A 26,760-nucleotide genomic window follows, 5' to 3' on the forward strand; every position below is an offset into this window, starting at 1 on the left:
GTCGTCACGGAACAGACAGACCAAGGAAGACATGACTACCCAGGCTTCCGCGCCGCCCAGCACCAAGTCGCAGGCGCTGCGCTCGTACGACGTCGCCGACTTCCCGGCCCTCACCGGCCTGGAGGAGGAGTGGCGTTTCACCCCGCTCAAGCGCCTCCGCGGCCTGATAGGTGAGGCGCCGGCCGCGACCGGCGCGGTCCGACACGAGTACGGTGACCTGCCCGAGGGCGTCGCCATCACCCGGGTCGGCCGTGACGACGAGCGGATCGGCAGCGTGCTGACCCCGGTCGACCGGGTCAGTGCGCTGGCCTACGGTGCCGCCGCCGACGCCCTGCTGCTGCGGGTGGCCCCCGACGTGGTGCTCGGCGAGCCGGTGCGGCTGCGGGTGGTCGGCGAGGGCGTCGAGCAGCCGTCGTTCGGTCACACCTTCGTCGAGGTGGGCCGGTTCGCCGAGGCGACAGTGGTGCTTGAGCACGTCGGTTCGGCCACCCTGGCCGACAACGTCGAGGTCGCCGTGGCCGACGGCGCGAAGCTGACGCTGGTCACGATCGCCGACTGGGCCGACGACGCGGTCCAGGCCCAGCACCTGAAGATCAAGCTGGGTCGGGACGCCAGGGTCATCCACATCCAGGTGTCCCTGGGTGGCGACCTGGTCCGGCAGTTCACCAGCGTGGAATACACCGGTCGGGGCGGCGAGGCCGAGCTGTACGGCGTCTACTTCGCCGACTCCGGCCAGCACCTGGAGCACCGGCAACTGGTCGACCACTCCGTTCCGGACTGCCGCAGCTACGTCGGCTACCGGGGCGCTCTGCAGGGCGAGAGCGCGCACACCGTCTGGGTGGGCGACGTCCTCATCCGGGCCGAGGCGACCGGCACCGACACGTACGAGATCAACCGGAACCTGCTGCTCACCGACGGCGCGCGGGCGGACTCCGTACCCAATCTGGAGATCGAGACCGGCGAGATCGCCGGCGCCGGCCACGCCAGCGCAACCGGCCGCTTCGATGACGAGCAGTTGTTCTACCTGATGGCCCGGGGCATTCCGGAGAGCGAGGCCCGCCGGCTGGTGGTCCGCGGCTTCTTCGCCGAGCTGATCAACAAGATCCCGGTGGAGCCGCTGCGCGAGAGCCTCGGCGACGCGATCGAGGCCCGGCTGACCAAGGCGGGCGCCTGATGATCCGCATCTGCTCCACCGAGGACGTGCCGAAGGGCACCGCGATCAGCGCGGACGTCGACGGCACGCCGATCGCCCTGGTGCACGGCGAGGACGGCGGCTTCTACGCCGCGTACGACGAGTGCTCGCACGCCTCGGTCGCGCTCTCCGAGGGTGAGGTCGACGGCTGCACGCTCGAGTGCTGGCTGCACGGCTCGCGCTTCGACCTGCGCACCGGCGAGCCGACCGGCCTGCCCGCCACCGAACCCGTCCCCGTCTACCCCGTCGAAGTTCGCGACGGCGACATCTACCTCAGCCTGACGCCGAGTAATGGAGTGACCCGATAATGAGCACCCTGGAGATCCGCGACCTGAAGGTGTCGGTCAAGCTGCCCGAGGGTGAGCTCAAGCCGATCCTGGCCGGCGTCGACCTGACCGTGAAGTCGGGCGAGACCCACGCGATCATGGGCCCGAACGGTTCCGGCAAGTCCACCCTGGCGTACTCGATCGCCGGTCACCCCAAGTACGAGATCACCGGCGGCACGGTGACCCTCGACGGCGAGGACGTGTTGGCCATGACGGTCGACGAGCGCGCCCGCGCCGGCCTCTTCCTGGCCATGCAGTACCCGGTCGAGGTGCCTGGCGTCTCGGTGGCGAACTTCCTGCGGACGGCGAAGACCGCCATCGACGGCGAGGCGCCGAAGCTCCGTACCTGGGGTGGCGAGCTGCGCGGCGCGATGGAGCGCCTCCAGATGGACCCGGCGTTCGCCCAGCGCAACGTCAACGAGGGCTTCTCCGGTGGTGAGAAGAAGCGGCACGAGATCGTCCAACTGGAGCTTCTCAAGCCGAAGATCGCGATCCTCGACGAAACCGACTCCGGTCTCGACGTGGACGCGCTGCGCGTGGTCAGCGAGGGCGTCAACCGGGTCCGCGACAACGGCGACACCGGCGTGCTGCTGATCACCCACTACACCCGGATCCTGCGCTACATCAAGCCGGACTTCGTGCACGTCTTCGTGGCCGGCCGGATCGTCGAGCAGGGCGGCCCGGAGCTGGCCGACAAGCTTGAGGCCGAGGGCTACGAGCGGTACGCCGCCGGGGCCGGCACGGCCAAGGCCTGAGCGGGAGAGGCGCTGCCGAGATGACCAGCATCGCGATCCCTTCGGGGATGCCGCAGTACGACGACGTGCCGCGTTTCGACGTGGCCCGGGTGCGCGCCGACTTCCCGATCCTCGGTCGGGAGATCAACGGGCACCCGCTGGTCTACCTCGACAGCGCCAACACCTCGCACAAACCGCGTCAGGTGCTCGACGTGCTCGACGAGCACTACGCGCGGCACAACGCCAACGTGTCGCGCTCGGTGCACACCCTGGGCACCGAGGCCACCGAGGCGTACGAGGGGGCGCGGGCGAAGGTCGCCGCGTTCATCAACGCGCCGAGCACCGACGAGGTGGTGTTCACGAAGAACTCCACCGAGGCGATCAACATCGTGGCGTACGCCTTCTCGAACGCCTCGCTGCGCCCGGACGCCGACAGTCGTTTCCGGCTCGGTCCGGGTGACGAGGTGGTGATCTCCGAGATGGAGCACCACTCGAACATCGTCCCGTGGCAGCTGCTCTGCGAGCGGACCGGCGCGACCCTGCGCTGGTTCCCGGTCACCGACCAGGGGCGGCTGGACGAGTCGGGCCTGGAGGATCTGGTCACCGAACGGACGAAGATCGTCTCGCTGGTGCACATGTCCAACATCCTCGGCACGGTCAACGCCACCTCCCGGATCACCGCGCGGGTCCGCGAGGTGGGCGCGCTGCTGTTGCTGGACTGCTCGCAGTCGGTGCCGCACCTGCCCATCGACGTGGTCGACCTGGACGCCGACTACATCGTCTTCACCGGCCACAAGATGTGCGGTCCGACCGGCATCGGCGTGCTCTGGGGTCGGGGTGAGTTGCTGGCGGCCATGCCGCCGGTCTTCGGCGGCGGCTCGATGATCGAGACGGTCACCATGGCCCGCTCGACGTTCGCGGCGCCACCGGCCCGCTTCGAGGCGGGCACCCCGCCGATCGCCGAGGCGGTCGCGCTCGGTGCGGCGGTCGACTACCTGACCGGCATCGGGATGCAGGCCATCCAGTGGCACGAGAAGGAGCTGACGGCGTACGCGCTGGAGGCTCTCGGGTCGGTGCCGGACCTGCGGATCTTCGGCCCGACCGTGCCGGTGGGCCGGGGCGGCACCATCTCGTTCGCGCTGGGTGACGTGCACCCGCACGACGTGGGTCAGGTGCTCGACTCGCTCGGCGTGCAGGTGCGGGTGGGCCACCACTGTGCCAAGCCGGTGTGCAGCCGGTTCGGCGTCCCGGCCATGACCCGGGCCTCGTTCTACCTCTACACCACCACCGAGGAGATCGACGCTCTGGTGGCCGGTCTGGAGCAGGTGCGGAAGGTGTTCGACTGATGCAGCTCGACCAGCTCTACCAGGAGATCATCCTGGACCACTACAAGCGCCCGCACGGGCGTGGCCTCCGCGACGCCGACGACTCGGGTGACCGGGTCGCGGAGGCGCACCACGTCAACCCCACCTGCGGTGACGAGGTCACCGTCCGGGTGGCCACCGACGGCACGGTGCTGCACGACATCTCGTACGACGGGATGGGCTGCTCGATCAGCCAGGCCTCGGCGAGCGTGCTGCACGAACTGCTGCGCGGTCGCGGCGCCGGGGAAGCATTCGAGGTGCACGAGGCGTTCGTGGAGTTGATGTCCGGACGTGGCCAGGTCACGCCGGACGAGGACGTGCTCGGTGACGGGGTTGCTTTCGCGGGCGTGGCCCGTTACCCCGCCCGGGTCAAGTGCGCGCTGCTGCCGTGGATGGCGTTCAAGGACGCCGCGGCACGCGCCGGTGTGGGCGTGAGCCCGGAGGTGAAGGCGTGAGCCAGCAGCGAGCGAAGGACACCGTGGTGCCCGGTGGCATCACGAAGCGATGCGGAGGGACGGCATGAGCGAGAACACCGCTACTGAGGCGACGCCGGAGGCCGGTGACACCACCGTGGTGCCGCAGACCGACGCCGCGACGACCGATGGCACCGGTGACGCCGTCGCCCCTGCGGGCGGCGTCAGCAAGGCCATGATCGCCGACATCGAGGAGGCGATGAAGGACGTCGTCGACCCGGAGCTCGGCATCAACGTGGTCGACCTGGGCCTGGTGTACGGCGTCCACGTCGACGACGAGAACGTCGCCACCCTGGACATGACGCTCACCTCGGCGGCCTGCCCGCTGACCGACGTCATCGAGGACCAGACCCGGCAGGCGCTGACCACCGGCCCCGGCGGGGGCCTGGTCAACGACATCCGGATCAACTGGGTGTGGCTCCCGCCGTGGGGCCCGGACAAGATCACTGACGAGGGTCGGGACCAGCTCCGTTCCCTCGGCTTCAACGTCTGACCCGACTCCGTTCCACCTGTGTCGAGCGCGGTGCCCGTTCTGGGCGCCGCGCTCGATCTGTTTGATGCCGACGTGAATCAGTAGTGGAACGGATCGTTCCGGTCTGCTAGTCTGATTGCAGAACGGAGCGGAACATTCCGTTCTCGGGGCGAGCGGAGTCGCTCACCTGATCGGTCGGCGGAGAGGGTCGGGACAATGGGTGACTTGGCAGCTGGACAGTGGCGGATCGTGCTCGACGAGGCGCACAAGGCGCTCCAAACGACCGTCGAGGGAATCCCGGCCGACGCCTGGGACCTGCCCACCCCGTGCGAGCGGTGGACGGTCACCCAGGTGCTCCAGCACGCGACCGGCGACCAGATCGCCTTCGCGGCGGCGATCGTCGGCGGGGCGGGGCCGACGGAGGACCCGTTCGCGCCCACCGGTCGGATCGAGGGTGACAAGCTGATCGGACTGCGCGCCGCCCTCGACGCGTCCGCCCGCGCCTGGGCGGGCGTCGCCGACGACGACCCGCAGGTACGGACCCCGCTGCCCCTGGGTCCGCTGCCGGCCCAGGTGGGTGCCGTCGCGTGCGCCCTCGACGCGGCGGTGCACGCCTGGGACATCGCAGTGGCCACCGGTCAGCCGTCCCCGCTCCACGACGACCTGGCCCGCCCCCTGCTGGAGGTCGCCCGGCAGATCGTCGAGCCGTTGCGGAACTACGGCGCGTACGCCCCGGCGCTCGACGCCGGTGCGGAGGCCGACGACGTCAGCGCCCTGCTCGCCTACCTCGGCCGCGATCCCCAGTGGCCCGGAGTGCGGCTCTGATCGGTCGGTTGGCCCCCCCCGCCCCGCGCAAGATCGCGCTCGATCATTGATGTAGTGGCCTCGGCGCCTCGCCGAGGCCACTACTTCCTGGTTCGAGCACGATCTTGGCGGCGGATGCCCCCCGAACGCCGCTCCCGGTCCGGTCGGGGGCGGTGTTCGTCGTCAAGATCCGCGCAGTATCGGGGGTGTTGCTGCCTGTGGCGTGTCGGAGGCAGCAACATCGGGGAAGTTGCGTAGATCTTGCCGCGGGGCGCGGGGCCGCGGGGCCGCGGGGGCGCGGGGCGCCGGAAATTCGGTGGCGGGGGCGCGGGTTCGGCGCGGAGGATGCGCGTGTGACTGAGGTGTACCCGATGCAGGTCCCTGTCCGTGCGGCGACTGCCGTGCGTCGACAGCGGCCGTTCCGGGGACGAGCCTCGATCCGGCACCGACGTCCGTGACCGGGGCGTTCCTCGCCGGTCTCGTGGCCGGCTACGGCGTCGCCATTCCCGTCGGCGCGATCGCGATTCTCATTCTGGGGCTCAGCGCCCGTACCTCGTTTCGGGTGGGTGCGGCCGCGGCGCTCGCGGTGGCGACTGCCGACGGGCTCTACGCGGCGGTGGCCGTGCTCGGCGGCGCCGGCCTGGCCGGGATCATCGCGCCGGTCGCCGGGCCGCTGCGGGTGGTCGCCGCCGTGGTCCTGCTGGGTCTCGCCGCGCACGGCCTCTGGCGGACGTGGTCCGCGCACCGCTCACGGCGTCCGGTGACGGCGCGTGTCGGTCGGGGCATGGGCACTCCGGGGCGGGCATACGCGGCGTTGCTCGGGCTGACCCTGTTGAACCCGACAACGGTGCTCTACTTCGCCGCGCTGGTGCTCGGCCGCCGGGACACCGCCGATGAGGACGCGGTCTCCGCGGCGCTGTTCGTGGTGGGGGTGCTGTTGGCGTCCGCGAGTTGGCAACTGCTCATCGCGGGTGGCGGCACCGTGGTCGGTCAGGCACTGACCGGGCCGCGCGGCCGACTGGTCACCGGCCTGGTCTCCAGCGCGCTCATCGCCGCGCTGGCGGTGGCCGCGCTGCTGCCAGGCTGAACGATCACCGCCCGACCGCGCCGGCCGCCTGGCCGGACCGGGCCATGACCGCGCCGAACCGCCTGGCCGGGTCGCCTGGCCCCGCTGGGTCGCCTGGCCGGACCAGGCCACCTGACCGCGCAGGGTCGCCCGACCCCGCAGGGTCGCCGGGCCGGGCCGCCTGGCCGGGCCGGGGCTCGCGTGCCGCCCGGGGGTCCGGGCGGGTTCGCTGTGCCGTACGGTCGGGCGGTGACCAGTCGACCCGCAGCCGGCGGAGGCCGGTGGGTCGAGGTCGACCCGGCCCGCGTCGGCCGCTGGGTCGAGGGCTTCGCCGACCGGCACGGCCCGCCCACCACCAGCGCGCCGGAGTACGGCCTGCTGCTCGCCGCCCCGGACGGGGCAACCGCCGAGCTGTACGCCCCACCGGGTGCACCGGCCAGCGTGGACGTGGCCGGGTTCGTGGCCGCCGCTGTCATGCCCCGCCGGATCGGCCTGCTGCTGGCCCGCAAGGGCGCGGTGGCGCTCGGGGTGGCCGAGGGAGCCGACCTCGTCGTCTCCAAGGTGGACACCCGGTACGTGCAGGGGCGCACCGCCGCTGGGGGGTGGTCGCAGCACCGGTTCGCCCGCCGACGCGACAACCAGGCGAAGGCGGCGCTGGGCGATGCGGCGGACTTGGCCGTACGGCTGCTGTTGCCGGAGGCGGCGACGCTCGTCGCGCTGGTCTGCGGCGGTGACCGGCGGGCGGTGGACGGGGTGCTGGCCGACCGGCGGTTGGCCCCGCTCGTGCCGTTGCGCGCGGAGCGGCTGCTCGACGTTCCGGAGCCTCGGCACGCGGTGCTGGTCGCGGCGGTGAGCGCGGCCCGGGCGGTACGGATCCTGGTGCGCGATCCCGACTGACCTCGGGTGATCCCCGGCGTCACCCGGGGGAGACGACCGCCACCCAAAACGGGGTTCCCGGCGTGCTGCCCGGCTGGCGGTTGGAGGATGGGCGCGTGGAGTTTCTGGTTGACATGGTGACGACGGTGCCGCAGGGAACCTCGGAGGACGGGGTGGCCGACATGCGCGCGCGTGAGGCGGCGCGCTCGGCCGAGCTGACGGCCCAGGGCAGTCTCCTGCGGCTGTGGCGGCCGCCGCTGGCGCCGGGGGAGTGGCGTACCTGGGGGCTGTTCCAGGCCGCCGACGCCGATGAGCTGGAAGCCGTGCTCGCGTCGATGCCGCTGCGCGCCTGGCGGCGCGAGACCGTGACGCCGTTGACGCCGCATCCGAACGACCCGGGTCAGCCGTCTCGCTGAGCCGGCAAGGGCACGGCGGCTCGACAGGCACGACATGGGACACGTCCGTCAGCAGGGAGATCATCATGTCCGAGGCGCAGATTCTGCGTACCGTCCTCGACCGGTGGAAGTCGGCGGTCGACGCCCACGAGCCCGAGCGCGTCGCGGCGTGCTTCACCGATGACGCGATCTTCCAGGGGTTGCACCCGTACACGGTTGGTCGTGCCGGTGTCGCCGCGTACTACGCCGGGCAGCCGATCGGCCTGACCGCCGCGTACGACATCCGGGAGATCCGCCGTCTCGCCGACGACGTGGTCCTCGGCTACCTGGAGGTGGAGTTCGGCTTCACCGACCGGCCGGCCCTGACCGTCAACCTCGGCGTACTCCTGCGGCGGGTCGACGACGACTGGCTCATCGGCCACTACCAGGTCTCCCGGCTCACCTGACCCGGCAGCTCCGGTGGGGATGGCGATCGTGGCAGGCCCACGGAGGAGCCTGCCACGATCGCCCGAAGAGGTCAGAGCTGGTCAGAGCTGGTCGGTGCCGAAGGTGTCGCAGGTCTTCGGGTCGCCGCGGTCGTAGCCCTGGGTGAACCAGCGCTTGCGCTGCTCGGACGTGCCGTGGGTGAACTGGTCCGGGTTGACCCGCCCGCCGGAGCGCTCCTGGATGCTGTCGTCGCCGATCGCCTCGGCAGCCTGCACGGCCTCGCTGATGTCGGCCTCGGTGATGGACTTGAACAGCGGTTCCTGGCCGGTCTTGTCCTTGCTCTCGGTGGCGTGCTTGGCCCAGGCGCCGGCGTAGCAGTCCGCCTGCAACTCCAGCCGTACGGAGGCGGAGCGGGGGCCGCTCTGGTCGCCCTGGCCGGCCTTGGCGTTGGTGCCGAGCAGGTTCTGGATGTGGTGCCCGTACTCGTGGGCGAGCACGTAGGGCTGGGCGAACTCGCCCTTGGCGCCGAACCGGGAGGCCAGCTCGTCGTAGAAGCTCAGGTCGATGTACACCTGCTTGTCGGCGGGGCAGTAGAACGGGCCGACGCCCGAGTCGGCCTGCCCGCAGCCGGTGTTCACGGCGGCCTGGAAGAAGTTGGTGTCGGTCGCCTCGTACTGTCCCTTGCCCAGCTCCGGGTACGCCTTTTGCCAGTAGGCCTGGATGCTGTTGACGTAGAGCGCGTTGCGGCAGCGCGCGTCGTCGAGACGTTCGGGGTTGTCGCGGGAGCACAGTTGCTCCAGGTCGGTGCCGCCGGCCTGACCGCCCTCGTCGCCGTTGGTCATGGCGTTGAGGCCGAAGCCGCCGCCGAGCAGCGCGACGAGCACGGCCACCACGATGCCGATGATGCCGCCCCGACCGCCGCCACCGGGGATCGGGATGCCGAAGCCGCCGCCGGATCCGCCACCGCGGCCCACGTCGTTGACCTGGGAGGTGTCGATTTCGGCCCGCTCGTTGAGTTCCATGGTGACCCCGATCGCCGTATGCCGGTGATTGTCTGTTGTGTGTCGTTTCGTCTATCGAGTGCCGGACGGGGTCCGGACAGGCGTTCGGTACCCGATGATCTTGATCGGTAATCCGGGCAGGCCGTTCGGCGGCGCCCGGTACACTTGTCAGGTGCTGCGCTGCGAAGGCTGAACCGCCCCGCGCCGTCGGGCCCCTTGAGCCCGCCGGCCGTTTCGCGTGCCCCGAGTCAGCCTTCCGAACCCCGAGAGCGAGCCCGCAAACATGATCACTGCCACCGGCCTGGAACTGCGTGCCGGTTCCCGGATCCTGCTCTCCGACACCACGCTGCGCGTGCAGCCCGGTGATCGGATCGGCCTGGTCGGTCGCAACGGCGCCGGCAAGACCACCACGCTGAAGGTGCTCGCCGGCGAGGGGCAGCCCTACGGCGGCCAGATCGACCAGCGCAGCGCCATCGGCTACCTGCCGCAGGACCCGCGCACCGGTGACCTGGAGGTCACCGGCCGCGACCGGGTGCTCTCGGCGCGCGGGCTGGACGTGCTGATGGCGCAGATGCAGGAGGTCGAGGCCCGCCTCGCCGAGGACGCCAACGACAAACTGGTCCGTCGGTACGGCGCGCTGGAGGACCAGTTCGCCGCCCTCGGCGGGTACGCGGCCGAGGCTGAGGCCGCGCGGATCTGCGCCAACCTCGGCCTACCGGACCGGGCGCTCGCGCAGACCATCGGCACCCTCTCCGGCGGTCAGCGTCGGCGCATCGAGCTGGCCCGGATCCTGTTCCGGGACGCGGGCGAGAACGGCGGCGGCATCCTGCTGCTCGACGAGCCCACCAACCACCTCGACGCCGACTCGATCACCTGGTTGCGGGGCTTCCTCGCCAACCACAAGGGCGGTCTGATCGTGATCTCCCACGACGGCGCGCTGCTGGAGTCGGTGGTCAACAAGGTCTGGTTCCTCGACGCCACCCGGTCGGTCATCGACGTGTACAACCTGGGTTGGAAGGCGTACCTGGAGGCGCGCGAGACCGACGAGCGGCGCCGCCGTCGGGAGCGGGCCAACGCGGAGAAGAAGGCCGGTGCGCTGATGGCGCAGGCCGACAAGATGCGGGCCAAGGCCACCAAGACCGTGGCCGCGCAGAACATGGCCCGTCGCGCCGAGAAGCTGATCTCCGGTCTGGAGGAGGTGCGCGTCGCCGACCGGGTCGCCAAGGTGCGTTTCCCCAGCCCCGCGCCGTGCGGCAAGACCCCGCTCACGGCGACCGGCCTCTCCAAGTCGTACGGCTCGCTGGAGATCTTCACCGACGTCAACGTGGCGGTGGACCGGGGCTCCCGGGTGGCCATCCTCGGGCTCAACGGCGCCGGCAAGACGACCCTGCTGCGGATGCTCGGCGGTCTGCTCAGCCCGGACACCGGCGAGGTGCACGCCGGGCACGGCCTGCGGCTGGGTTACTACGCCCAGGAGCACGAGACGCTGGACGTGGAGCGGACGGTGCTGGAGAACATGCGCGCCGCCGCCGTCGAGCAGTCCGACACCGACCTGCGCAAGATCCTTGGCGCGTTCCTCTTCTCCGGTGACGACGTCAACAAGCCGGCTGGCGTGCTCTCCGGTGGCGAGAAGACCCGGCTGGCCCTGTCCACCCTGGTCTGTTCCGGCGCCAACGTGCTGTTGCTCGACGAGCCGACGAACAACCTCGACCCGGTCAGCCGGGAGCAGGTGCTCGACGCCATCGCCAACTACCCCGGCGCGATCGTCCTGGTCACCCACGACCCGGGTGCGGTGCTGGCGCTCAAGCCGGACCGGGCCATCCTGCTGCCCGACGGTGACGAGGACGCCTGGAGCGACGATCTGCTCGAACTGGTCGAGCTGGCCTGACCCGAGACGGCTCGGCCCGTTCCCAGGCCTGGCCCGCTCGCAGTCTTGGCCCGCTCTCAGCCGAGCAGGTCGACCAGTCGGCCGAGTACGCCGGAGCTGATCAGGATCACCAGCCCGATGGCGATGAAGATCGCCGGCACCAGCCAGGCGCCGGCACGTTCGACCACCCGGACCACCCTCCGGTGCCCGCCCAGCCAGGCCCCGGCCACGCACCACAGGGCAATCAGCAGCACGAACACCAGCAGGAACACCGCACTGTCGGCCACCCCGAGGGCCCGGAAGACGGGTACGTAGACCGCGACGTTGTCGGCGCCGTTCGCGATCGTCACCCCGGCCACGCCGAGCGCCCCGGTGACGACCGCAGGCGTCTCGTCGTCGCCCGAACTCCGCAGCGCGCGTACGCCGAGCGCGATCGGCAGCAGGCCGAGCAACCCCGTCCACGGGTCGGGCACCACCAGGAGCCCACCCGCGATCACCGCGCTGGCCAACGCGAGCGCACCGATGCCGAGGTATTGTCCGGCGACAATTTCCCAGGTGCGGGGTCGACCGGTGGTGCGGGCCGCGACGAAGAACAGCGTCAGGATGACGATGTCGTCGACGTCGGTGGCGGCGAAGACCACGGCCGCCGCGCCCGCGGTGCTGAGCAGGTCGATCACGGACCGAAGGGTACGGGTCGTCGGCAGCCGCCAGCTCGCAGCGGTCGTACGCCCGGACGCCGCGGCGGCTCGATCGCCAGGATCACTCTATCGGGAAGCTGACATTGCATAGCGTGTCGGTTGGCGAAGAGTTGATATCTGGCGCATGATCGTTCGAGGCGGTCTAATAGGTGGGACCGTATCCGAACCGCACAGTCTGGGACGTGAGGACACAGCATGGCAGCCACTGGCACAGCCACCAGCACTGAGAAGGGTCGCCGGATCGTCGGAGCCGAGCGTCAGACGCTCGCCAAGGACCTGGTAAAGCGGTACACCTCGGGGGAGAGCATCCGCGCGTTGGCGGCCTCGACCGGCCGTTCGTACGGGTTCATCCACCGAGTGCTCACCGAGTCCGGCGTGCAGCTGCGTCAGCGCGGTGGTGCCCGGCGCCGCAAGAAGGCGTGACCCGCCCCTCAGCGTCGTCCACCAGCGCCGCGCCCCGGGACGTCCGGTGACCGCCGAGGCGACCGGGGTTCGGCTGACTTGCGACGGGCCGGTCGCCACGGTGACGTTGTGCCGGCCCGACGTGCTCAATGCCCAGACGCCCGCGATGTGGCGCGCGATGAGCGACTTCTCCCGTGACCTGCCCGGCGACGTGCGGGTGGTGGTGGTCCGCGGTGAGGGCCGGGCGTTCTCGGCCGGCCTCGACCTCGCGGTGGCTGGCGCCTCCGGTCCGGGGTCGTTCGCCGAGTTGGCCACGCTGCCCGAGCAGGAGTGCGCGGAGCGCATCGCGGAGTTCCAGGCCGGTTTCACCTGGCTGCACCGCCCGGATGTCGTCTCCGTAGCGGCCGTGCAGGGCCATGCGATCGGTGCCGGCTTCCAGCTCGCGCTCGCCTGTGACCTGCGTGTGCTGTCCACCGACGCGAAGCTGTCGATGGCCGAGGTGACGCTTGGCCTGGTGCCCGACCTGGCCGGCACGAAGCGCCTCGTCGAGTTGGTCGGCTACGCCCGGGCGTTGGAGATCTGCGCGACCGGCCGCCGGTTGGACGCCGCCGAGGCGGACCGGATCGGGCTGGCCACCCTGGTCGTGCCCCCGGCCGAGCTGGACGGCGCGGTGCGGGACCTGACCGCCGGCCTGCTCTCCGGGGCCCGCGACGCGGTGGTGGAGATCAAGGCGCTGATCGCCGGTGCCGCCGGCCGGTCGCACGCCGACCAGCAGCGCGCCGAGCGGGAGGCGCAGACCCGTCGGCTGCGTGACCTCGCCGGCAGGGGAGAATAGTAAGGACCGCACGGGAAGATCCGGGTTACGACTGAGGTTGTCACACTCGTCGGGAGAATTGACCTGACGGTGCGGTCTGCCCGGCAACCCGGAGGTGAGCGATGTCCAACCCGATGTCCGGCGGTGGCATGGCCGGGTGGAGCATGCTCCGGTCGATGCGCAACCGCGACGAGGTCTCCACCCACCGGCTCAAGCGTGGGGTGGCCCGCCGCATCGTCGCCTTCGCCCACCCCTACCGGCGCGACATCGTGGTCTTCCTGGCCACCGTGGTGTTGGCCGCCATCATCGGCGTGGCCACTCCGGTGCTCGCCGGTGACGTGATCAACGCGATCAACCGGGGCGGCACCGAGGCCGGCCGGCTCGTGGTGCGGCTGGCCCTGTTCATCGCCGCGCTGGCGGTCGCCGACGCGTTGCTGTCGCTGGCCCAACGGTGGTATTCCGCCCGCATCGGCGAGGGCATCATCTTCAACCTACGCACCCGGGTCTACGACCACGTGCAGCGGATGCCGTTGCAGTTCTTCACCCGTACCCAGACCGGTGCCCTGGTCAGCAGGCTCAACAACGACGTGCTCGGCGCCCAGCGGGCGTTCACCTCCACCCTGTCCGGTGTGGTCAGCAACGTCATCCAGTTGGTGCTCACCGCGGCGGTGATGTTCACCCTCTCCTGGCAGATCACCGCACTCTCACTCGTGCTGCTGCCGATCTTCATCATTCCGGCGCGCCGGGTCGGTCGACGGCTGGCGGACATCACCCGCGAGGCGTACAACCTCGACGCCAAGATGAACGCGACAATGACCGAGCGGTTCGGGGTGGCCGGCGCGCTGCTGGTGAAGCTCTTCGGCCAGCCCGAGATCGAGGCCCGCCGGTTCGGCGACCGGGCCGAGCGGGTCCGCGACATCGGCATCCAGTCCGCGATGTACTCCCGCACGTTCTTCGTGGCGATGCTGCTGGTCGCCTCGCTGGCGCAGGCGCTGACCTACGGTCTCGGCGGCTGGCTCGCGGTGACCGGCGGCGTCAGCGCCGGCACGGTGGTGACGCTCGCGCTGCTGCTCACCCGCCTGTACGGGCCGCTCACCGCGCTCTCCAACGTCCGGGTGGACGTGATGAGCGCGCTGGTCTCCTTCGACCGGGTCTTCGAGGTGCTCGACCTCAAGCCGGGCATCGTGGAGAAGCCCGACGCGGTGCCGGTGCCCCGAGGCGCGGGCCGGGTCGACTTCCGGGACGTGCGATTCCGCTACCCGAGCGCCGCCGAGATCTCCCTCGCCTCCCTGGAGGAGGTCGCCACGCTCGACCGGACCGTCAACGAACCGGTCCTCAAGGGTGTCTCGTTCAGCGTCGAGCCGGGGCAGATGGTCGCGCTGGTCGGCCCGTCCGGGGCGGGCAAGTCGACCCTGTCGATGCTCATCTCCCGGATCTACGACGTCAGCGACGGGCAGGTGCTCGTCGGCGGCGTGGACGTACGCGACGCGACGCTCGCCTCGCTCCGGGACGAGATCGGTGTGGTCACTCAGGATTCGCACCTGTTCCACGAGACGATCGCCGAGAACCTTCGCTACGCCAAGCCGGACGCCACCGACGACGAGATCTGGGCCGCACTGGCCGGGGCGCAGGTGGCCGACCTGGTCCGGGCGCTACCCGACGGGCTGGACACCACCGTGGGGGAGCGCGGCTACCGGTTCTCCGGTGGTGAGAAGCAGCGCATCGCGATCGCGCGACTGCTGCTCAAGGCCCCGTCGATCGTGATCCTCGACGAGGCGACCGCACACCTGGATTCGGAGAGCGAGGCGGCGGTGCAGCGGGCGCTGTCGGTGGCGCTGGCCGGGCGTACCGCCCTGGTGATCGCGCACCGGCTCTCCACCGTGCGCGACGCCGACCAGATCCTGGTCCTCGACGGCGGGCGGATCGTCGAGCGGGGGCGGCACAACGAACTGGTCGCGGTCGGCGGGCTCTACGCCGAGCTGTACCGGACCCAGTTCGCGGTCGCCGACTCGCCCACCCCGTTCGTCGACGCGACCGGCCCCGAGCCGGTGGTCATGCCGCTGGGCACCTACCGTGCCGACGAGGTGCTCCCGCCCGCCGCCGCCAACTGACGGCAACCGGATCAAAGGGCCGGTAGCTCGGTCGCCGCCCGCAACTCGGCGAACGCCAGGCCCAGGGTGACCGGGGTGAAGTGCGCGTTCAGACCGCTGGGGTTGGGCAGCACCCACAGCCGGGCGCCGGCCAGCGACTCCGGCTGCGGCCCGAAGGTGGCTTTCGGCCGCTGAAAACCGATCCGGTACGCGGTCACCCCCACCACCGCCACCCAGCGCGGCCGGTACCGGGCCACCTTCTCGGTCAGGATCGCCGCACCGGCGAGGAGCTCCTCCGGGCTCAGCTCGTCCGCGCGGGCGCTGGCCCGGGCGGCCATGTTGGTGATGCCGAGCCCGAGCGCCGGCAGCTCGTCCTGTTCGCTGGGGTGCAGCAGCCGGGGGGTGAACCCGCCCCGGTGCAGGGCAGGCCAGAACCGGTTGCCGGGCCGGGCGAAGTGCCAGCCCGTCGCCGCCGACCACAGGCCCGGGTTGATGCCGACGAAGAGCACCGCCAGCCCCGGCGCGAGCACGTCGGGAATGGTCCGATCGGCGGCGGCCGCCAGCTCCGCCCGGGTGGGCCGGAGGTGCCGGATGCCGGAGGGGCGGACCGGGTCGGCCGTCACAGGCCGCGCAGCGCGCCGCCGTCGACCGGCAGGGTGATCCCGGTGAGGTAGCTCGCGGCGGGGGAGAGCACGAACGCGGCCACCCGACCGAACTCGGCGGGGTCGCCGAGGCGGCGCAGCGGGATGCTGGCCTCCGCGTCGGCGCGGGCGCGATCCGGGTCGCCGGTAGCGGCGAAGAGTTCCCGGTTGCGGTCGGTCATGATCCGGCCGGGCAGCAGCCCGACCACCCGGACCCCACGCGGGCCGTAGTCGTCGGCGATGTCCTTGGCCGCGCCGACCAGGCCGGGCCGGAGCCCGTTGGAGATGCCCAGGCCGGGCACCGGGCCACGGGCCGAGGTGGAGAGCACCAGCCCGATCGCGCCGCCCTCGGGCAATGCGGCGGCGATCGTGCGGACCGCGCGGACGGTGCCCAGGAAGATGGTTTCGAAGGAGAGCCGCCACTGGTCGTCGGTGATCGCCGCGGCGTTGCCCGCCGGTGGGCCGCCGACCGAGATCAGTGCGCCGTCGAGCCGGCCGAAGTGCTCCTGGGCGGCGGCGACGAGTTGCCCCGGGGTCTCCGGGTCGGTCAGGTCCGCGGTCAGTCCGACGGCGTGCTCCGGGCCACCCAACTGCTTCGCGGCGGCGGCCACCGCGTCCGGGTCCCGAGCCGAGAGCACCACCCGCGCGCCGTCGGCGACCAGGCTCTGCGCGGTCGCGTAACCCAGGCCGCGGGAGGCACCGGTGAGAACGTACACGCGGTCGGTCAGTCCGAGATCCATGAGTCCGATCCTGCCGCATCCGATACACCGTCGTCAGCAGGGGTGGATGCCCGTGGGGCGGGGCGCAGCAGGCGTACCCGGCCGGCGATCTGCACCGCGACGGCGCCGCCGGCGCGGCCCACCGCCGGTGCCCGGCGCGGACGTGGCGCCCGGCGCCCGTCGTAGCGCAGGCGTGCCTCCCGGACGGCCAACTCCTCGGCGGCCGCCGGGGGGAGCGCGTGCTGGTCGTGCAGCGCGCGGGCCAGGTCCCAGCCGTCGCGCAGTGATCCGGCGGTGGGTCGCCGGGCGGCCCAGTCGGCGAAGGTGGCCGACCACCTGGCACCGAGGCCGGCGGCGAGCAGTGGCCAGTGCCGGGCCACCTCGCCGGCCCGCTTGCGCAGCAGGGCCGCGCGGGTGGCGGCCAGCGGGCCCGGCGCGAACCCCGCCGGTGGCTCACCCCCGGCAACCAGCGCCGCGACCAGTTCGGCCTGCCGCTCGGCGAGCCCGGCGCGCGGCGTGGGCACCGAGTCGCCGTCGGGTGTGCCGGTCATGTGACGGCCGGGAAGCCCGCGGCGGCGGCCAGGGCGTCCAGTTCGGCGCGGAGTTCGGCGGCCGGCGGGTAGTGGCCGTCGCGTTCCAGCAGCAGCGCCGGCGGTCGCCGCCGGGCGCAGAGCGCGCCGACCAGCTCCAGCACCGCCGGCGGCACCGGGTCGGTGTGGGTGTCGTGGTAGAAACCGCCGTGCTCGGCGCCGCCGGCCACGTGGGCGTACGCGACGCGCTCCAGCGGCAGGCGGTCCAGCAACGTGAGCGGGTCGGCGCCCCGGTTGCGGGCGTTGGCGTGCACGTTGGCGACGTCCAGCAGCAGCAGCGCCCCGGTCCGGTCGAGGATCTCGGTGAGGAAGTCCGCCTCGTCCAGCTCGTCGTCGGGCCAGTCGACCAACGCGGCGATCGGCTCCAGTGCGATCGGCACCGGAAGCTCGGCCTGGGCCCGCGCCACGTTGGCGCAGACCGCGTCGACGGCTTCCCGGCTGCGCGGCAGCGGCAGCAGGTGGCCGGCCTCCAGGCCGCCGGCCCGGACGAACGCGATGTGCTCGCTGACCAGCGGGGCGTCCAGGCGTTGCGCCACCGCGGCCAGGTGGGCGACCCGGGCCGGGTCGACCGGCTCGGCGCCGCCGAGGGAGAGCCGCACCCCGTGCGGTACGACGGTCACCGCGCGTTCCCGCAGCTGCGTCAGGCCGGGCGGGAGCGGCCCGGACGCGGGCACCCCCTCGGCCACCACCTCGACGAAACGCAGGCCGGGCAGTTCGGCCACGAAACCGGCGATCTCCGGACGCCAGCCGATGCCCACACCGGACGGGCCGGTCATCCGCCGCACCCGCCGCCGCCCCCGCACCCGCCGCCTCCACCGCCGCAGGAGCTGCCGCCGTCTCCACCGGAGCTGTCGCCTCCGCCGCCGGACGATCCGTCGGAGCCTCCCGTCCAACCGCCGCTGCCGGAGAGGGCCTGACGCTGGATCTCGGCCTGCTCGGCGAAGCCCGGGTCGAGCGCCCACAGCGAGGCGGTGCCGTACAGGGCCACGCCCATCGCCGCGCCGGCCGCTCCGTAGGTGGCGTAGGCGGGCGCGGAGGCCGGCGCGAGGTGGGTGTGTTCGCGGCGGACGGAGCGTAGGGCGGCTTGACCGGCCCGGGTGCGGACGGGCGCCCGGCCCAGCAACAGGGCCGCGCCCAGGAGCGCCGCCAGGGTGAGTAGCAGGTAACCCACGGGGCGACCACTGAACAGACCGGAGATCAGCCGGAGCACGCCGAGGCCGAGCAGGGCCCACAGAAACTGGTTCCAGAGTCGGGCGCGGGCGCGCTGCGTGTCGTTCGTCAGCAGCCCGCGCTGCTCCAGGCCGTTGCGGATCTGGTCCAGCGCGGTGCGGACCCGCTCGTCCTGTGGCAGGTCCCGGACCCGGGAGTGCTGGTGGGCGGCCCAGTGGATGGCCTGGTCCAGTGGGGTGAGCCCGGTCGGCGCGGCACCGACGGTGGTCAGCCGACGGTCCGGTCGCACGCCGACCGCGCCGCTGCCGCGCAGCCCGCCCAGCGCGGCGTGCACCGCGAGCTGGGGGCCACCGTTGAGGTACGCGACCTGCTGTGGTCCGAGTGGGTCGAGTGTGGTGTGCGCCGGGGCGGTCAGCAGGCGGATCCGGTAGTACGCCACGATCGCCACCAGCACGATGGCCGCCGCGACGTAGTACCGGAGGAAGGTCGGGCCGGAAATGCCCCAGGTGTCGCCGGACGCGGCGTGGACGATCATCGACTGCTCCTGTCACCGGAGGGATCGGCGGCCCCATTGTGGAGCAGCCTCGCCACGGTCGACAGCCCGGTGTCCATGCGGTCAGTGGCGGCGGACCGCCTCCTCGACCAAGTCGAGCACCGGGCCCAGGTCACCGGCCGGTCGGCCCATGGCCAGGTGCAGCACCAGGCCGTCGTAGGCCAGCTCCAGGAACTGGGCCAGCACGTCGATGGGTACGTCCTCGCGCAGTACCCCGGCGTCGCGTTGGCGGGCCAGCCGGTCGCGGGTCGCCTCCGCGATCGCGGCGGACCGTTCCGCCCACCGGCGAGCGAACGCCGGGTCGGTGCGCAGCCGCCGGGAGACCTCCAGTTGGCTGCCCAGCCAGCCGGTGGTGTCCGGCGAGACGGCGCGGGCGAGCAGGTCGCGCATCACCTGCACCAGACCGTTGCGGGCCACCGTCTCGACCATGGCGGCGGCGTCGTCCTCGGCGACGGCCAGGAACAGCGAGTCCTTGTCGCGGAAGTGGTGGAAGATCGCGCCACGCGACAGGCCGGTGGCCTCCTCGAGGCGGCGTACGGTCGCTCCCTCGTAGCCGAGCCGGGCGAAACACGCCCGCGCTGCGGCGAGGATCTCCTGCCGGCGCGCGTCGAGCTGGTCCTGGCTTACTCTGGGCACACGTCGATCGTTGCAGGTCACCCCGGGGCATGCAAACCGTACGTACGGCTTGGGACGTCGCCGATTACCATCGCCCGGTGACCCAGCCCCGCACCGTGCCCAACTCCCCGCTGACCGTGGCCACCGTCCAGGCCACCCCCACACCGGGCGACATCGCTGGCAACGCGGTCATCGCCGCCGACCTGATCCGCCGAGCCGGCGAGCGGGGCGCCCGGGTGGCCGTCCTGCCGGAGCTGTTCCTCTGCGCGTACCACCCGCCGGTCCTCGCCGCCGACCCGGCCGGCACGGACGTCGCGGCCGATCCGGCCGGGATGGTCGCGGACCCCCGGCTCGACCCGCTGCGCGCCGCGGCGCGGGAGGCCGGCGTGACCGCGCTGGTCGGCGCGGCCGTCCGGCACCCGGACGGCCGGCGGACCATCGCGGCGATGGTGGTCGACCACGCCGGCGAGGTGCGGGTCGGGTACGACAAGCAGCAGTTGTGGGGCGACGAACGGGAGCTGTTCGTTCCCGGCGAGCGGGGTGCCACGTTGCTCGTCGACGACTGGCGGCTCGGGCTCGGCATCTGCTACGACGGCTGTTTCCCCGAGCACGGCCGGGCCGCCGCCCTCGACGGCGCACACGCCTACCTGTGCCCCAGCGGATACCTGGCCGGCTCCGAGCACCGCCGGGATCTGTACTACGCCGCGCGTGCCCTCGACAACACCATGTACGTGGTCTTCGCCAACGCGGTCGGTGGCGTCGACCCGTGGCGGTTCAACGGCGGCGCGGCCATCTACGACCCCGAGGGGCGCGTGCTGGCTCGCGGGGCCGACGACGGCACGGCGGTGCTGGTGGCGACGCTGGATCCCGCAGTACTCGCGGCCACCCGGGCGGCCCACTCGATGCTCGTCGATCGGCTGTCGGACCAGGGCGGCCCGCGGCTGTCGATGGCTGGCTGAGCCCTTCGTCAGGTCGACACCCGCCGCATCTGTTGGCGGACACGTCGGTCCCGTAGGGTGCCCGAGTGCCACTGCTCCTGCTGGACCTGGACAACACCCTGCTGGATCGGGCCGGGCCGTTCCGCCGCTGGGGTGAGCGCTTCCTGGACAGCATCGGCGCGCCCCACACCGACATCGACTGGTTGGTCTCGATCGACGCAGACGGTCTGACCGACCGCTGGGACCTCGCCGACGCCATCCGGGACCGCTACGAGCTGCGCATTCCCTCGATCGATCTGGTGGAGGAGCTGCACGACGGGGTGGTGGCGCAGACCCGGCTCGACCCGCTGACCGCCTGCGCGCTGCGGATCGCCGACGACGCTGGCTGGGTGCCGGTGGTGGTCTGCAACGGCACCGTACGCGTCGAGGACGCCAAGATTCGCCAGACCGGCCTGGACCAGTACGTCGCGGACTGGGTGATCTCCGAGGAAGCCGGCGTCAGCAAACCGAATCCGAGGATCTTCGCGCTCGCCGCCCAGCGGGTCCGGATGCCGCTGCGGGGAGCGTGGGTGATCGGCGACAGCCCGGAGGCGGACATCGGTGGCGCGGCGGCCGTCGGGCTGCCCAGCGTCTGGCTGCACCGGGGGCGTACCTGGTCGGACGTCCGGTTCGCGCCGAGCCGCACCGTGGACGGGTTGATCGCCGCGGTCGCCACCGTCCTGGCCCGCTGAGGGGTTCCCACGCTGGTGGTCGCGCGTCCGAGCGGCCGTTCGGGTGGTGGCGCGGTAATTCGGTTGACCAGCCGCCGTGGTGGTACCAGCATTGTCCGCGCATGGTGCATCCCGGGCGTGTGCCCGGTCGAGGAGAGGGGGTCGGTCATGGCCGTCTTCGCAGGTCGCTTCCAGCCGCCTATCTCAGCCTCGACCAAGGGAACCTCACCACAGTGCGCAATCATGATCTTCCGGCGCTCGAGCGCCGTACCCGCGGCAAGAGCCGCTTTGACGACGACGAACCGCAGTTTCTGAAGCGCGGGCGGCCCACCGAGCCGCTCGCAGACCCGGACACCGAGCCCGACCCGGACACCGGCGAGCGCTGGTCGTCCTGGGACGACGCCGTGCACGGGCCGCAGCCGCACCCGGCGTGGCTGGTCACCGAGTTGGCCGCCAAGGACACCGAGCTGGGTGTGCTGAAGACCGGCAAGGAAGCGGACGTCCACCTGGTCCGTCGGGCGGTGCCCGACACCGACCGGTCCTGCCTGCTCGCGGTCAAGCGCTATCGCGATCCGGAGCACCGGTTGTTCCACCGCGATGCCGGCTACCTGGAGGGCCGTCGGGTGCGCCGGTCCCGGGAGAACCGGGCGATGGCCAGCCGGACGGCGTTCGGCCGGCAGATGATCGCCGGGCAGTGGGCGGCGGCCGAGTTCGCCGCGCTGAGCCGACTCTGGGAGATCGGCGCCGGGCACGACCGGATCGCCGTGCCGTACCCGGTGCAGTTGCGGGGCACCGAGCTGATGCTGGAGTTCGTCGGTGACGCCGAGTCGGGGGAGGCGGCGCCCCGGCTGGCCCAGCTGCGACCCGAGCCGGCCGAGCTGCGTGACCTGTGGGCTCAGTTGGTGGAGGCGCTGCGGGTGCTGGCTCGGGCCGGCTACGCGCACGGCGACCTCTCGCCGTACAACCTGCTCGTGCACCGGGGTCGGCTGGTCGTCATCGACCTGCCGCAGGTGGTCGACGTGGTGGCGAACCCACAGGGGCCGGAGTTCCTGGCCCGCGACGTGCGGGTGGTCGGCGCCTGGTTCGCGGCCCGGGGTCTCCCCGCCGAGCAGGTCGACCCCGCCATGGTGACCGCAGAACTCCTGCACGAGGCGGGCCTGCGCTAATCGGAGCGGGTCGGGCGGCCACACCGCCCGACCCCCTCCGGCGGCTATTGCAGGTAGCGCTCCACCTCGGGCTTGGGGCGTTCGCCCTGGGCGTCCGGGTCGCCGTGGCTTTCCCGGGCGGCCCGTCGGCGGCGCAGCAGGTCCCAGCACTGGTCGAGGGACTCTTCCAGGGCGCGCAGTCGCTCGCTGGCCTCGCCCTCGGTGCCCGACTCGTGGGCCTGGGCGTCGGCACGCAGCTTGTGTTCCTCGTCGACCAGCTCGGAGATCCGGTTCAGGATGGTCTTGTCGTCCATGCCACAGAGCCTGGCACAGGGTGCCGGGCATCGCCCGGATTCGGTGGTACCGGTGCGTCCCGGGTCACTGACCCGCACCGGCCAGCCGACGCCGCCCGCGTCGTGTCGATGCCGCGGTCGGGGCGGTGACACGCGGCCGTTCCGCCCGTCGCGCTGGTTCCTCCACCCGCCCGGCGCGGTGTCGTGCCTGAGTATCCTTTCAGGATTTGATCAAGCGACAAACATCGACGGATGTACGTGCGCTTAGATGGAAATTGCGCCGTCCGCAAGTCTGGAGGTGCCCCTCGTTTGGTGAGATGCTTCCGTCGGCCCAGAAGGTGAAAGTTTCATCAACCTGCCCGACCGAAGTGGACCGCTGCGGTCGCCGGGACGACGAGGAGACGTGGTTCGATGTCGCAGGTGTCCGAGGCGCGCCCCGCCAGCGTCAACACCGAGCCCCGGACGATCCCGTTACGACGCGCGCTGCCGGCACTGGTTCGCGATCCGCTGGGCGCGCTCGTCGACTTCGCGCAGGACGCCGACGGCGACGTCATCCGGCTGAATCTCGGCTCGTTCCGCCCCTACCTCGTCAGCCATCCTGAGCATCTGCAACGCGTCCTGCGGGACAACGTTGCCAACTACACCCGGGACGGCGACGGGTTGCTCTGGCGACCCGTGCGTCGGATCGTCGGTGACGCCATCCTGGTCGCCGAGGGTGAGATCTGGGAGTCCAGTCGGGGCGCCCTGCAACCGTTGTTCACCGCCAAGCGGGCCGAGACGCTCGTCGACAGGATGGCTGAGGCGATCAACGAGGCGGTCGACGAGTGGCTCGAACCGGCCCGCGCCGGTCGCCCGATCGACGGCGGCGCCGAGCTGACCCGGATCGTCCTGCGCACCACCATGCGGGTGCTCTTCGCCGACCGGATCTCGGTCCCCGACGCCCTGCGGATCAGCGCCGCGCTGGACACCGTCACCACCGCGATGCTCCCCCGACTCCTGATGCCCGCCGTGCCGTACGCGGTGCCGATGCCCGGCGACCGGCGCTTCCGCGAGGCGGTGCGCACCATCGACGAGGTGGTGCTTCCGATCATCCGGGAGGCCCGGGCCCGCCCCACCGACGGCGACGACATCATCTCCACCCTCTGCCGGCCGCGCGCCGACGGCAGCGAACCCGACGAGTACGCGATCCGCGGCGACGTGGTCGCGATGTTCTCCACCGCCACCGAGACCACCATCGCCCTGCTCTCCTGGCTCTGGCCGGTGCTGGCGTCGCGGCCCGACGTGGCCGAGCGGATGACCGACGAGATCGAGCAGGTGGTCGGCGCCGAACGGGTCGGCCGCGAGCACCTGCCCCAGCTGCGCTACGGCCGGATGGTGCTCGACGAGATGCTGCGGCTCTACCCGGCCGGCTGGATGATCCCGCGCACCGCGGTCGGCGACGACGTGCTGGGCGGGGTGCGGATCAAGGCCGGCGGCACCGTCCTGGTCAGCCCGTACGTCACCCAGCGGATGTCGACGTTCTGGACCGACCCGACGCTCTTCGACCCGGAGCGGTTCGCCCCGGAGCTGCCCCGGCGGCGCTACCGCTACTCGTACTTCCCGTTCGGCGGCGGCCCGCACCAGTGCCTCGGGCAGTACCTGTTCCTGCTGGAGGCCCAGCTCATCGTCAGCACCGTGCTGAGCCGTTACCGCTTCCGACTGCGCGAACCGGTCGACCTCACCCCCCGGATGGGCGCCTCGCTGCAACCCAAGCAGCGGGCCGAGCTCATCCTCACCCCGGTCGAGCGCCCGGCCGCATCGTGACCGAGGCCCCGCGACCGGCGCGGGCCGGTCAGGACGCGGTCGCCGAGCAGGGCCGGGTGTGCGCACTCGCCGTGCGGGGCGTACGCGACCTGCAGGATGTCACCGCCGCCCACCCGGAGCTGTTCGACGCCGCGCCGTTCGACGCGGCGCTGCTCAGCTCGGTGGCCACCGCCATCGCCTTCACCGCGCCGTGGCACACCGCCGCGGAGCTGCGGATCACCACCCGTACCCTGCTCTGGGTCTTCGCCGCCGACTGGCAGGTCGACTACCTCGCGCGGTCCGTCGACGACGTCCGGGAGGTGGTGACCGACTGCCTCGCGGTGGCCGACGGCGCGGCGCCGCCGCCGGGGCGACACCTGGCTCGACTGCTGGCCGACCTGCGCGACGAGCTGACCACCGTGCCGGCGTTCGTCCGGCTGCGGCCGCTCTGGCGTGAGGAACTGGCCCGGATGCTCGCCGCCGTGGCCCGGGAGTGGGACTGGAAGCACCTGCCGACCGACCCGACCACCGGGCGGCGACTGCCGGACCTGGACCGCTACCTGGACAACGCCGACAACCTCGCCTGCTCCTTCGTCAACGTCACCCACTGGATCGCCACCGGCGACGAGAAGACCCTCGCCCAGCTGACCGACCTGCTCGACGCCGGTCGTGGCGTGCAGCGCGTACTGCGGTTGGTCAACGATCTGGCCACCCACGGTCGGGACGCCGAGTGGGGCGACCTGAACGCCCTCCTGCTGGTCGACGACCCGGCGCAGGTGCACGACCGGCTGGCCGAGTTGACCGCCCGGTGCCGGGGCGACCTGGCCGCCCTCGCCGAGCGGTGCCCCCGCCAGGCGGACTACCTCAACCGGCAGATCTCCTTCACCGGCGGCTTCTACCAACTGTCGGACTTCTGGGGGGCGCGCGATGAGTGACCGTGGCACCCGGGTGCTGGCCGGCGCGGCGACCGCCGCCGACCCGGCCGCCGACGCCGCCCGCGAGTTGATCGCCGGCCTGGCGCTGCGACCGTGGGGGCAGGTCGCCCCGTCGGTGTACGAGAGCGGCCGGCTCGTCGCCGGTGCGGCCTGGCTGCCGGGACACCACCAGCGGATCGGGTTCCTGCTGCGCGAGCAGCGCCCGGACGGCGCGTGGGGCCCACCCGAGGGGTACGCCCTGGTGCCCACGCTCAGCGCCACCGACGCTCTGCTCGCGGCGCTGGCCGACGGCGGTTGGGCCGGTGTGGACCTGCTCGCCCCGGTGGCACGCGGCCTGGACGCGCTCACCGGCCGGCTGCTCGCCACACACGCGCGGGCGTTGCCGGACACCCCGGCGCTGGACCTCATCGTCCCCGCGCTTGTCGAGTCGATCAACGGCCGGTTGACCCGGCTGGACGAGGCGACCGCCGAGCGGCTGCCGCGCCCGCCGCTGACGCTGCCCCCGGGGCTCGGGTCCGACCGGCTGCGCGCGGTACGCGCCGCGGTGGCCGCCGGGGCGGCGCTGCCGACGAAGCTGGCCCACTTCTACGAGGTGCTGGATGCGACACCGGCCGACGCCGGACCGACCCTGACCGCGGTCGGCGCGTCGCCCGCGGCGACCGCCACCTGGCTGACCGCCGCCGGTCCGGACGCCAGCCCCACCGCCCACGACTTCCTGCGGGAGCTGATCCGCGAGGCGGACGGGCCGGTGCCCTGCCCGACCCCGATCACCGTGTTCGAGCGGGCCTGGGTGCTCAGCGGGCTGCGCCGCGCCGGTATCGCGGTCAATCCGCCGGCGACCGTGCTGCGCACCCTGGCCGCCGCCACCGGCGCCGAGGGCATCGCCACCGGCGAGGGCCTGCCGACCGACGCCGACACCACCTCGGTCACGCTGGACGCGCTGGCCCGGCTTGGCCGTCCGGCGGACCCGGCGAGCCTGTGGGCGTACGAGACGGCGGACGGCTTCTGCACCTGGCCGGGGAGCGAGGACGGCTTCTCGGTCACCACCAACGCGCACGTGCTGGACGCGTTCGGCCAGCACGTGACCGCACACCCCGACGCGGACGCCCGGTACCACCGGACGGTCGAGCGGCTCAGCGCCGTGCTGCCGGCACACCAGCTCGCCGGCGGCCCCTGGGAGGACCGGTGGCACGCCTCGCCGTACTACGCCACCGCCTGTTGCGTGTTGGCACTGGCCGAGTTCGGGCGGGGCGCGTCCGCCGCCGAGGCGGTGGACCGGGCAGCCGGCTGGGTGTTGAACAGCCAGCGCGCGGACGGCTCGTGGGGGCGCTGGGACGGCACCGCCGAGGAGACCGCCTACGCCCTCCAGGTGCTGCTGGCGGTGCCGACGACGGTGCCACGGGTCGACGACGCCATCGCTCGTGGGCACGCCTACCTGCACGAATCCGTCAGTCGGGAGCACCCTCCACTGTGGTACGGCAAGGAGCTGTACTGTCCGACCGTCATCGTTCGCGCCGCTGTGCTCGCCGCCTGCCGGCTGGCCGGCCTGCGTGCCGCCGGCGTAGACCGATCGGTGGTGGATTGCGGTTACCAGATAACAAAAACAGCAACTTGAGGGGTTGTGTGGACACTGCTAGCGTACGCAGAGCCTCAGCCCCGGATGCCCCGC

At 72.2% G+C, this 26,760-nt stretch carries 30 protein-coding genes; 21 read left to right on the forward strand and 9 right to left on the reverse strand.

Annotation, left to right across the window (positions count from 1 at the left end):
• The first annotated feature begins 31 nt into the window (after positions 1 to 31).
• The 11 genes from sufD (at position 32) to ACIBD9_RS30585 (ending at position 8,148) form a co-directional block, all read left to right on the forward strand.
• Positions 32 to 1,174: a Fe-S cluster assembly protein SufD gene (sufD, locus tag ACIBD9_RS30535; protein WP_387171339.1), complete on the forward strand. Its 1,143-nt coding sequence runs from the start codon at positions 32 to 34 to the stop codon at positions 1,172 to 1,174.
• Positions 1,174 to 1,500, forward strand: a complete 327-nt coding sequence (locus ACIBD9_RS30540; protein ID WP_091403693.1) for a non-heme iron oxygenase ferredoxin subunit — start codon at positions 1,174 to 1,176, stop codon at positions 1,498 to 1,500. Before sufD ends, ACIBD9_RS30540 begins: the two co-directional genes overlap by 1 nt.
• Positions 1,500 to 2,273, forward strand: coding sequence for a Fe-S cluster assembly ATPase SufC (gene sufC, locus ACIBD9_RS30545; protein ID WP_112677399.1), 774 nt, complete (start codon positions 1,500 to 1,502; stop codon positions 2,271 to 2,273). The genes ACIBD9_RS30540 and sufC overlap by 1 nt, the downstream gene beginning before the upstream one ends.
• Positions 2,274 to 2,293: 20 nt before the next feature.
• Positions 2,294 to 3,598, forward strand: a complete 1,305-nt coding sequence (locus ACIBD9_RS30550; protein ID WP_396722849.1) for a cysteine desulfurase — start codon at positions 2,294 to 2,296, stop codon at positions 3,596 to 3,598.
• Positions 3,598 to 4,071: a Fe-S cluster assembly sulfur transfer protein SufU gene (sufU, locus tag ACIBD9_RS30555; protein WP_387171343.1), complete on the forward strand. Its 474-nt coding sequence runs from the start codon at positions 3,598 to 3,600 to the stop codon at positions 4,069 to 4,071. The genes ACIBD9_RS30550 and sufU overlap by 1 nt, the downstream gene beginning before the upstream one ends.
• A gap of 64 nt (positions 4,072 to 4,135) precedes the next feature.
• Complete coding sequence (locus ACIBD9_RS30560) at positions 4,136 to 4,582, forward strand: metal-sulfur cluster assembly factor (protein ID WP_238657712.1); 447 nt, start codon at positions 4,136 to 4,138, stop codon at positions 4,580 to 4,582.
• A 204-nt stretch (positions 4,583 to 4,786) separates the two neighbouring features.
• The gene (locus ACIBD9_RS30565) at positions 4,787 to 5,386 is read left to right on the forward strand and encodes a TIGR03086 family metal-binding protein (RefSeq protein WP_396722850.1); all 600 of its coding nucleotides are present in this window, start codon (positions 4,787 to 4,789) and stop codon (positions 5,384 to 5,386) included.
• Between the two features lie 433 nt (positions 5,387 to 5,819).
• Positions 5,820 to 6,452, forward strand: coding sequence for a LysE family transporter (locus tag ACIBD9_RS30570; RefSeq protein WP_396722852.1), 633 nt, complete (start codon positions 5,820 to 5,822; stop codon positions 6,450 to 6,452).
• Positions 6,453 to 6,680: 228 nt separating this feature from the next.
• On the forward strand, positions 6,681 to 7,328 hold the full coding sequence (locus ACIBD9_RS30575; RefSeq protein WP_396722853.1) for an acVLRF1 family peptidyl-tRNA hydrolase: 648 nt from the start codon (positions 6,681 to 6,683) through the stop codon (positions 7,326 to 7,328).
• A 95-nt stretch (positions 7,329 to 7,423) separates the two neighbouring features.
• Entirely contained in the window at positions 7,424 to 7,723 is a 300-nt protein-coding gene (locus tag ACIBD9_RS30580) for a muconolactone Delta-isomerase family protein (RefSeq protein WP_396722854.1), read from the forward strand.
• A gap of 65 nt (positions 7,724 to 7,788) precedes the next feature.
• A complete protein-coding gene (locus ACIBD9_RS30585; RefSeq protein WP_396722856.1) occupies positions 7,789 to 8,148 on the forward strand; it encodes a YybH family protein in 360 nt (119 codons plus the stop codon).
• An 81-nt stretch (positions 8,149 to 8,229) separates the two neighbouring features.
• Here ACIBD9_RS30585 and ACIBD9_RS30590 read toward each other — a convergent pair whose 3' ends face one another.
• On the reverse strand, positions 8,230 to 9,150 hold the full coding sequence (locus tag ACIBD9_RS30590; protein WP_396722858.1) for a neutral zinc metallopeptidase: 921 nt from the start codon (positions 9,148 to 9,150) through the stop codon (positions 8,230 to 8,232).
• Positions 9,151 to 9,412: 262 nt separating this feature from the next.
• Between ACIBD9_RS30590 and ACIBD9_RS30595 the strand changes: the two genes are divergently transcribed.
• Positions 9,413 to 11,017, forward strand: a complete 1,605-nt coding sequence (locus ACIBD9_RS30595; RefSeq protein WP_091403713.1) for an ABC-F family ATP-binding cassette domain-containing protein — start codon at positions 9,413 to 9,415, stop codon at positions 11,015 to 11,017.
• Between the two features lie 56 nt (positions 11,018 to 11,073).
• Here the strand turns inward: ACIBD9_RS30595 and ACIBD9_RS30600 are convergent, their stop codons facing one another.
• Positions 11,074 to 11,673 carry a cadmium resistance transporter gene (locus tag ACIBD9_RS30600; protein WP_396722860.1) on the reverse strand — a complete coding sequence of 200 codons (600 nt, stop codon included), beginning with the start codon at positions 11,671 to 11,673 and terminating at the stop codon, positions 11,074 to 11,076.
• 216 nt (positions 11,674 to 11,889) lie between these two features.
• Here ACIBD9_RS30600 and ACIBD9_RS30605 point away from each other — a divergent pair, with 216 nt between their 5' ends.
• The 3 genes from ACIBD9_RS30605 (at position 11,890) to ACIBD9_RS30615 (ending at position 15,021) form a co-directional block, all read left to right on the forward strand.
• Positions 11,890 to 12,117 (forward strand): helix-turn-helix domain-containing protein, encoded by a 228-nt coding sequence (locus ACIBD9_RS30605; protein WP_007462679.1) that lies wholly within the window; start codon positions 11,890 to 11,892, stop codon positions 12,115 to 12,117.
• A gap of 46 nt (positions 12,118 to 12,163) precedes the next feature.
• Entirely contained in the window at positions 12,164 to 12,931 is a 768-nt protein-coding gene (locus ACIBD9_RS30610; protein ID WP_387171359.1) for an enoyl-CoA hydratase/isomerase family protein, read from the forward strand.
• Between the two features lie 113 nt (positions 12,932 to 13,044).
• Positions 13,045 to 15,021: an ABC transporter ATP-binding protein gene (locus ACIBD9_RS30615; protein ID WP_396722894.1), complete on the forward strand. Its 1,977-nt coding sequence runs from the start codon at positions 13,045 to 13,047 to the stop codon at positions 15,019 to 15,021.
• A gap of 11 nt (positions 15,022 to 15,032) precedes the next feature.
• On the opposite strand, the gene mug is transcribed toward ACIBD9_RS30615, so the two are convergent.
• The 6 genes from mug to ACIBD9_RS30645 all read right to left on the reverse strand — a co-directional run bounded on the left by mug (position 15,033) and on the right by ACIBD9_RS30645 (position 19,309).
• Complete coding sequence (gene mug, locus ACIBD9_RS30620) at positions 15,033 to 15,623, reverse strand: G/U mismatch-specific DNA glycosylase (protein ID WP_396722863.1); 591 nt, start codon at positions 15,621 to 15,623, stop codon at positions 15,033 to 15,035.
• Positions 15,620 to 16,381, reverse strand: coding sequence for an SDR family oxidoreductase (locus ACIBD9_RS30625; RefSeq protein WP_396722865.1), 762 nt, complete (start codon positions 16,379 to 16,381; stop codon positions 15,620 to 15,622). Before ACIBD9_RS30625 ends, mug begins: the two co-directional genes overlap by 4 nt.
• Entirely contained in the window at positions 16,366 to 16,911 is a 546-nt protein-coding gene (locus ACIBD9_RS30630; RefSeq protein ID WP_396722866.1) for a hypothetical protein, read from the reverse strand. Before ACIBD9_RS30630 ends, ACIBD9_RS30625 begins: the two co-directional genes overlap by 16 nt.
• A complete protein-coding gene (locus ACIBD9_RS30635; protein ID WP_396722868.1) occupies positions 16,908 to 17,726 on the reverse strand; it encodes a DUF692 domain-containing protein in 819 nt (272 codons plus the stop codon). Before ACIBD9_RS30635 ends, ACIBD9_RS30630 begins: the two co-directional genes overlap by 4 nt.
• Entirely contained in the window at positions 17,723 to 18,655 is a 933-nt protein-coding gene (locus ACIBD9_RS30640) for a TIGR04222 domain-containing membrane protein (protein WP_396722869.1), read from the reverse strand. The genes ACIBD9_RS30635 and ACIBD9_RS30640 overlap by 4 nt, the downstream gene beginning before the upstream one ends.
• A gap of 81 nt (positions 18,656 to 18,736) precedes the next feature.
• Positions 18,737 to 19,309, reverse strand: coding sequence for a TetR/AcrR family transcriptional regulator (locus ACIBD9_RS30645; protein ID WP_091403732.1), 573 nt, complete (start codon positions 19,307 to 19,309; stop codon positions 18,737 to 18,739).
• 77 nt (positions 19,310 to 19,386) lie between these two features.
• On the opposite strand from ACIBD9_RS30645, the gene ACIBD9_RS30650 reads away from it, so the two are divergent.
• The 3 genes from ACIBD9_RS30650 (at position 19,387) to ACIBD9_RS30660 (ending at position 22,102) form a co-directional block, all read left to right on the forward strand.
• A complete protein-coding gene (locus ACIBD9_RS30650; RefSeq protein WP_396722871.1) occupies positions 19,387 to 20,247 on the forward strand; it encodes a carbon-nitrogen hydrolase family protein in 861 nt (286 codons plus the stop codon).
• 65 nt (positions 20,248 to 20,312) lie between these two features.
• Entirely contained in the window at positions 20,313 to 20,957 is a 645-nt protein-coding gene (locus ACIBD9_RS30655; protein ID WP_355431705.1) for an HAD family hydrolase, read from the forward strand.
• Between the two features lie 212 nt (positions 20,958 to 21,169).
• Complete coding sequence (locus tag ACIBD9_RS30660; protein ID WP_396722873.1) at positions 21,170 to 22,102, forward strand: serine protein kinase RIO; 933 nt, start codon at positions 21,170 to 21,172, stop codon at positions 22,100 to 22,102.
• A gap of 44 nt (positions 22,103 to 22,146) precedes the next feature.
• Here ACIBD9_RS30660 and ACIBD9_RS30665 read toward each other — a convergent pair whose 3' ends face one another.
• Positions 22,147 to 22,395 carry a DUF2630 family protein gene (locus tag ACIBD9_RS30665; protein ID WP_396722875.1) on the reverse strand — a complete coding sequence of 83 codons (249 nt, stop codon included), beginning with the start codon at positions 22,393 to 22,395 and terminating at the stop codon, positions 22,147 to 22,149.
• Between the two features lie 444 nt (positions 22,396 to 22,839).
• Here ACIBD9_RS30665 and ACIBD9_RS30670 point away from each other — a divergent pair, with 444 nt between their 5' ends.
• The 3 genes from ACIBD9_RS30670 to ACIBD9_RS30680 are packed head-to-tail and all read left to right on the forward strand — an operon-like array spanning position 22,840 to position 26,706.
• Entirely contained in the window at positions 22,840 to 24,177 is a 1,338-nt protein-coding gene (locus tag ACIBD9_RS30670; RefSeq protein ID WP_396722896.1) for a cytochrome P450, read from the forward strand.
• Positions 24,174 to 25,091 carry a terpene synthase family protein gene (locus ACIBD9_RS30675; RefSeq protein ID WP_396722877.1) on the forward strand — a complete coding sequence of 306 codons (918 nt, stop codon included), beginning with the start codon at positions 24,174 to 24,176 and terminating at the stop codon, positions 25,089 to 25,091. Before ACIBD9_RS30670 ends, ACIBD9_RS30675 begins: the two co-directional genes overlap by 4 nt.
• Positions 25,084 to 26,706: a prenyltransferase gene (locus tag ACIBD9_RS30680; protein WP_396722879.1), complete on the forward strand. Its 1,623-nt coding sequence runs from the start codon at positions 25,084 to 25,086 to the stop codon at positions 26,704 to 26,706. The genes ACIBD9_RS30675 and ACIBD9_RS30680 overlap by 8 nt, the downstream gene beginning before the upstream one ends.
• Positions 26,707 to 26,760 lie beyond the last annotated feature (54 nt).

The sequence above is a fragment of the Micromonospora sp. NPDC050784 genome, assembly GCF_044456765.1.
GTDB classification, from domain to species: Bacteria; Actinomycetota; Actinomycetes; order Mycobacteriales; family Micromonosporaceae; genus Micromonospora; species Micromonospora foliorum.

Bases quoted from the DNA above. Each gene is read 5' to 3' on its own strand.
- sufD (WP_387171339.1), top strand. From the start codon at position 32: ATGACTACCCAGGCTTCCGCGCCGCCCAGCACCAAGTCGCAGGCGCTG.
- ACIBD9_RS30540 (WP_091403693.1), top strand. From the start codon at position 1,174: ATGATCCGCATCTGCTCCACCGAGGACGTGCCGAAGGGCACCGCGATC.
- sufC (WP_112677399.1), top strand. From the start codon at position 1,500: ATGAGCACCCTGGAGATCCGCGACCTGAAGGTGTCGGTCAAGCTGCCC.
- ACIBD9_RS30550 (WP_396722849.1), top strand. From the start codon at position 2,294: ATGACCAGCATCGCGATCCCTTCGGGGATGCCGCAGTACGACGACGTG.
- sufU (WP_387171343.1), top strand. From the start codon at position 3,598: ATGCAGCTCGACCAGCTCTACCAGGAGATCATCCTGGACCACTACAAG.
- ACIBD9_RS30560 (WP_238657712.1), top strand. From the start codon at position 4,136: ATGAGCGAGAACACCGCTACTGAGGCGACGCCGGAGGCCGGTGACACC.
- ACIBD9_RS30585 (WP_396722856.1), top strand. From the start codon at position 7,789: ATGTCCGAGGCGCAGATTCTGCGTACCGTCCTCGACCGGTGGAAGTCG.
- ACIBD9_RS30590 (WP_396722858.1), bottom strand. From the start codon at position 9,150: ATGGAACTCAACGAGCGGGCCGAAATCGACACCTCCCAGGTCAACGAC.
- ACIBD9_RS30595 (WP_091403713.1), top strand. From the start codon at position 9,413: ATGATCACTGCCACCGGCCTGGAACTGCGTGCCGGTTCCCGGATCCTG.
- ACIBD9_RS30605 (WP_007462679.1), top strand. From the start codon at position 11,890: ATGGCAGCCACTGGCACAGCCACCAGCACTGAGAAGGGTCGCCGGATC.
- ACIBD9_RS30615 (WP_396722894.1), top strand. From the start codon at position 13,045: ATGTCCGGCGGTGGCATGGCCGGGTGGAGCATGCTCCGGTCGATGCGC.
- ACIBD9_RS30625 (WP_396722865.1), bottom strand. From the start codon at position 16,381: ATGGATCTCGGACTGACCGACCGCGTGTACGTTCTCACCGGTGCCTCC.
- ACIBD9_RS30630 (WP_396722866.1), bottom strand. From the start codon at position 16,911: ATGACCGGCACACCCGACGGCGACTCGGTGCCCACGCCGCGCGCCGGG.
- ACIBD9_RS30635 (WP_396722868.1), bottom strand. From the start codon at position 17,726: ATGACCGGCCCGTCCGGTGTGGGCATCGGCTGGCGTCCGGAGATCGCC.
- ACIBD9_RS30640 (WP_396722869.1), bottom strand. From the start codon at position 18,655: ATGATCGTCCACGCCGCGTCCGGCGACACCTGGGGCATTTCCGGCCCG.
- ACIBD9_RS30665 (WP_396722875.1), bottom strand. From the start codon at position 22,395: ATGGACGACAAGACCATCCTGAACCGGATCTCCGAGCTGGTCGACGAG.
- ACIBD9_RS30680 (WP_396722879.1), top strand. From the start codon at position 25,084: ATGAGTGACCGTGGCACCCGGGTGCTGGCCGGCGCGGCGACCGCCGCC.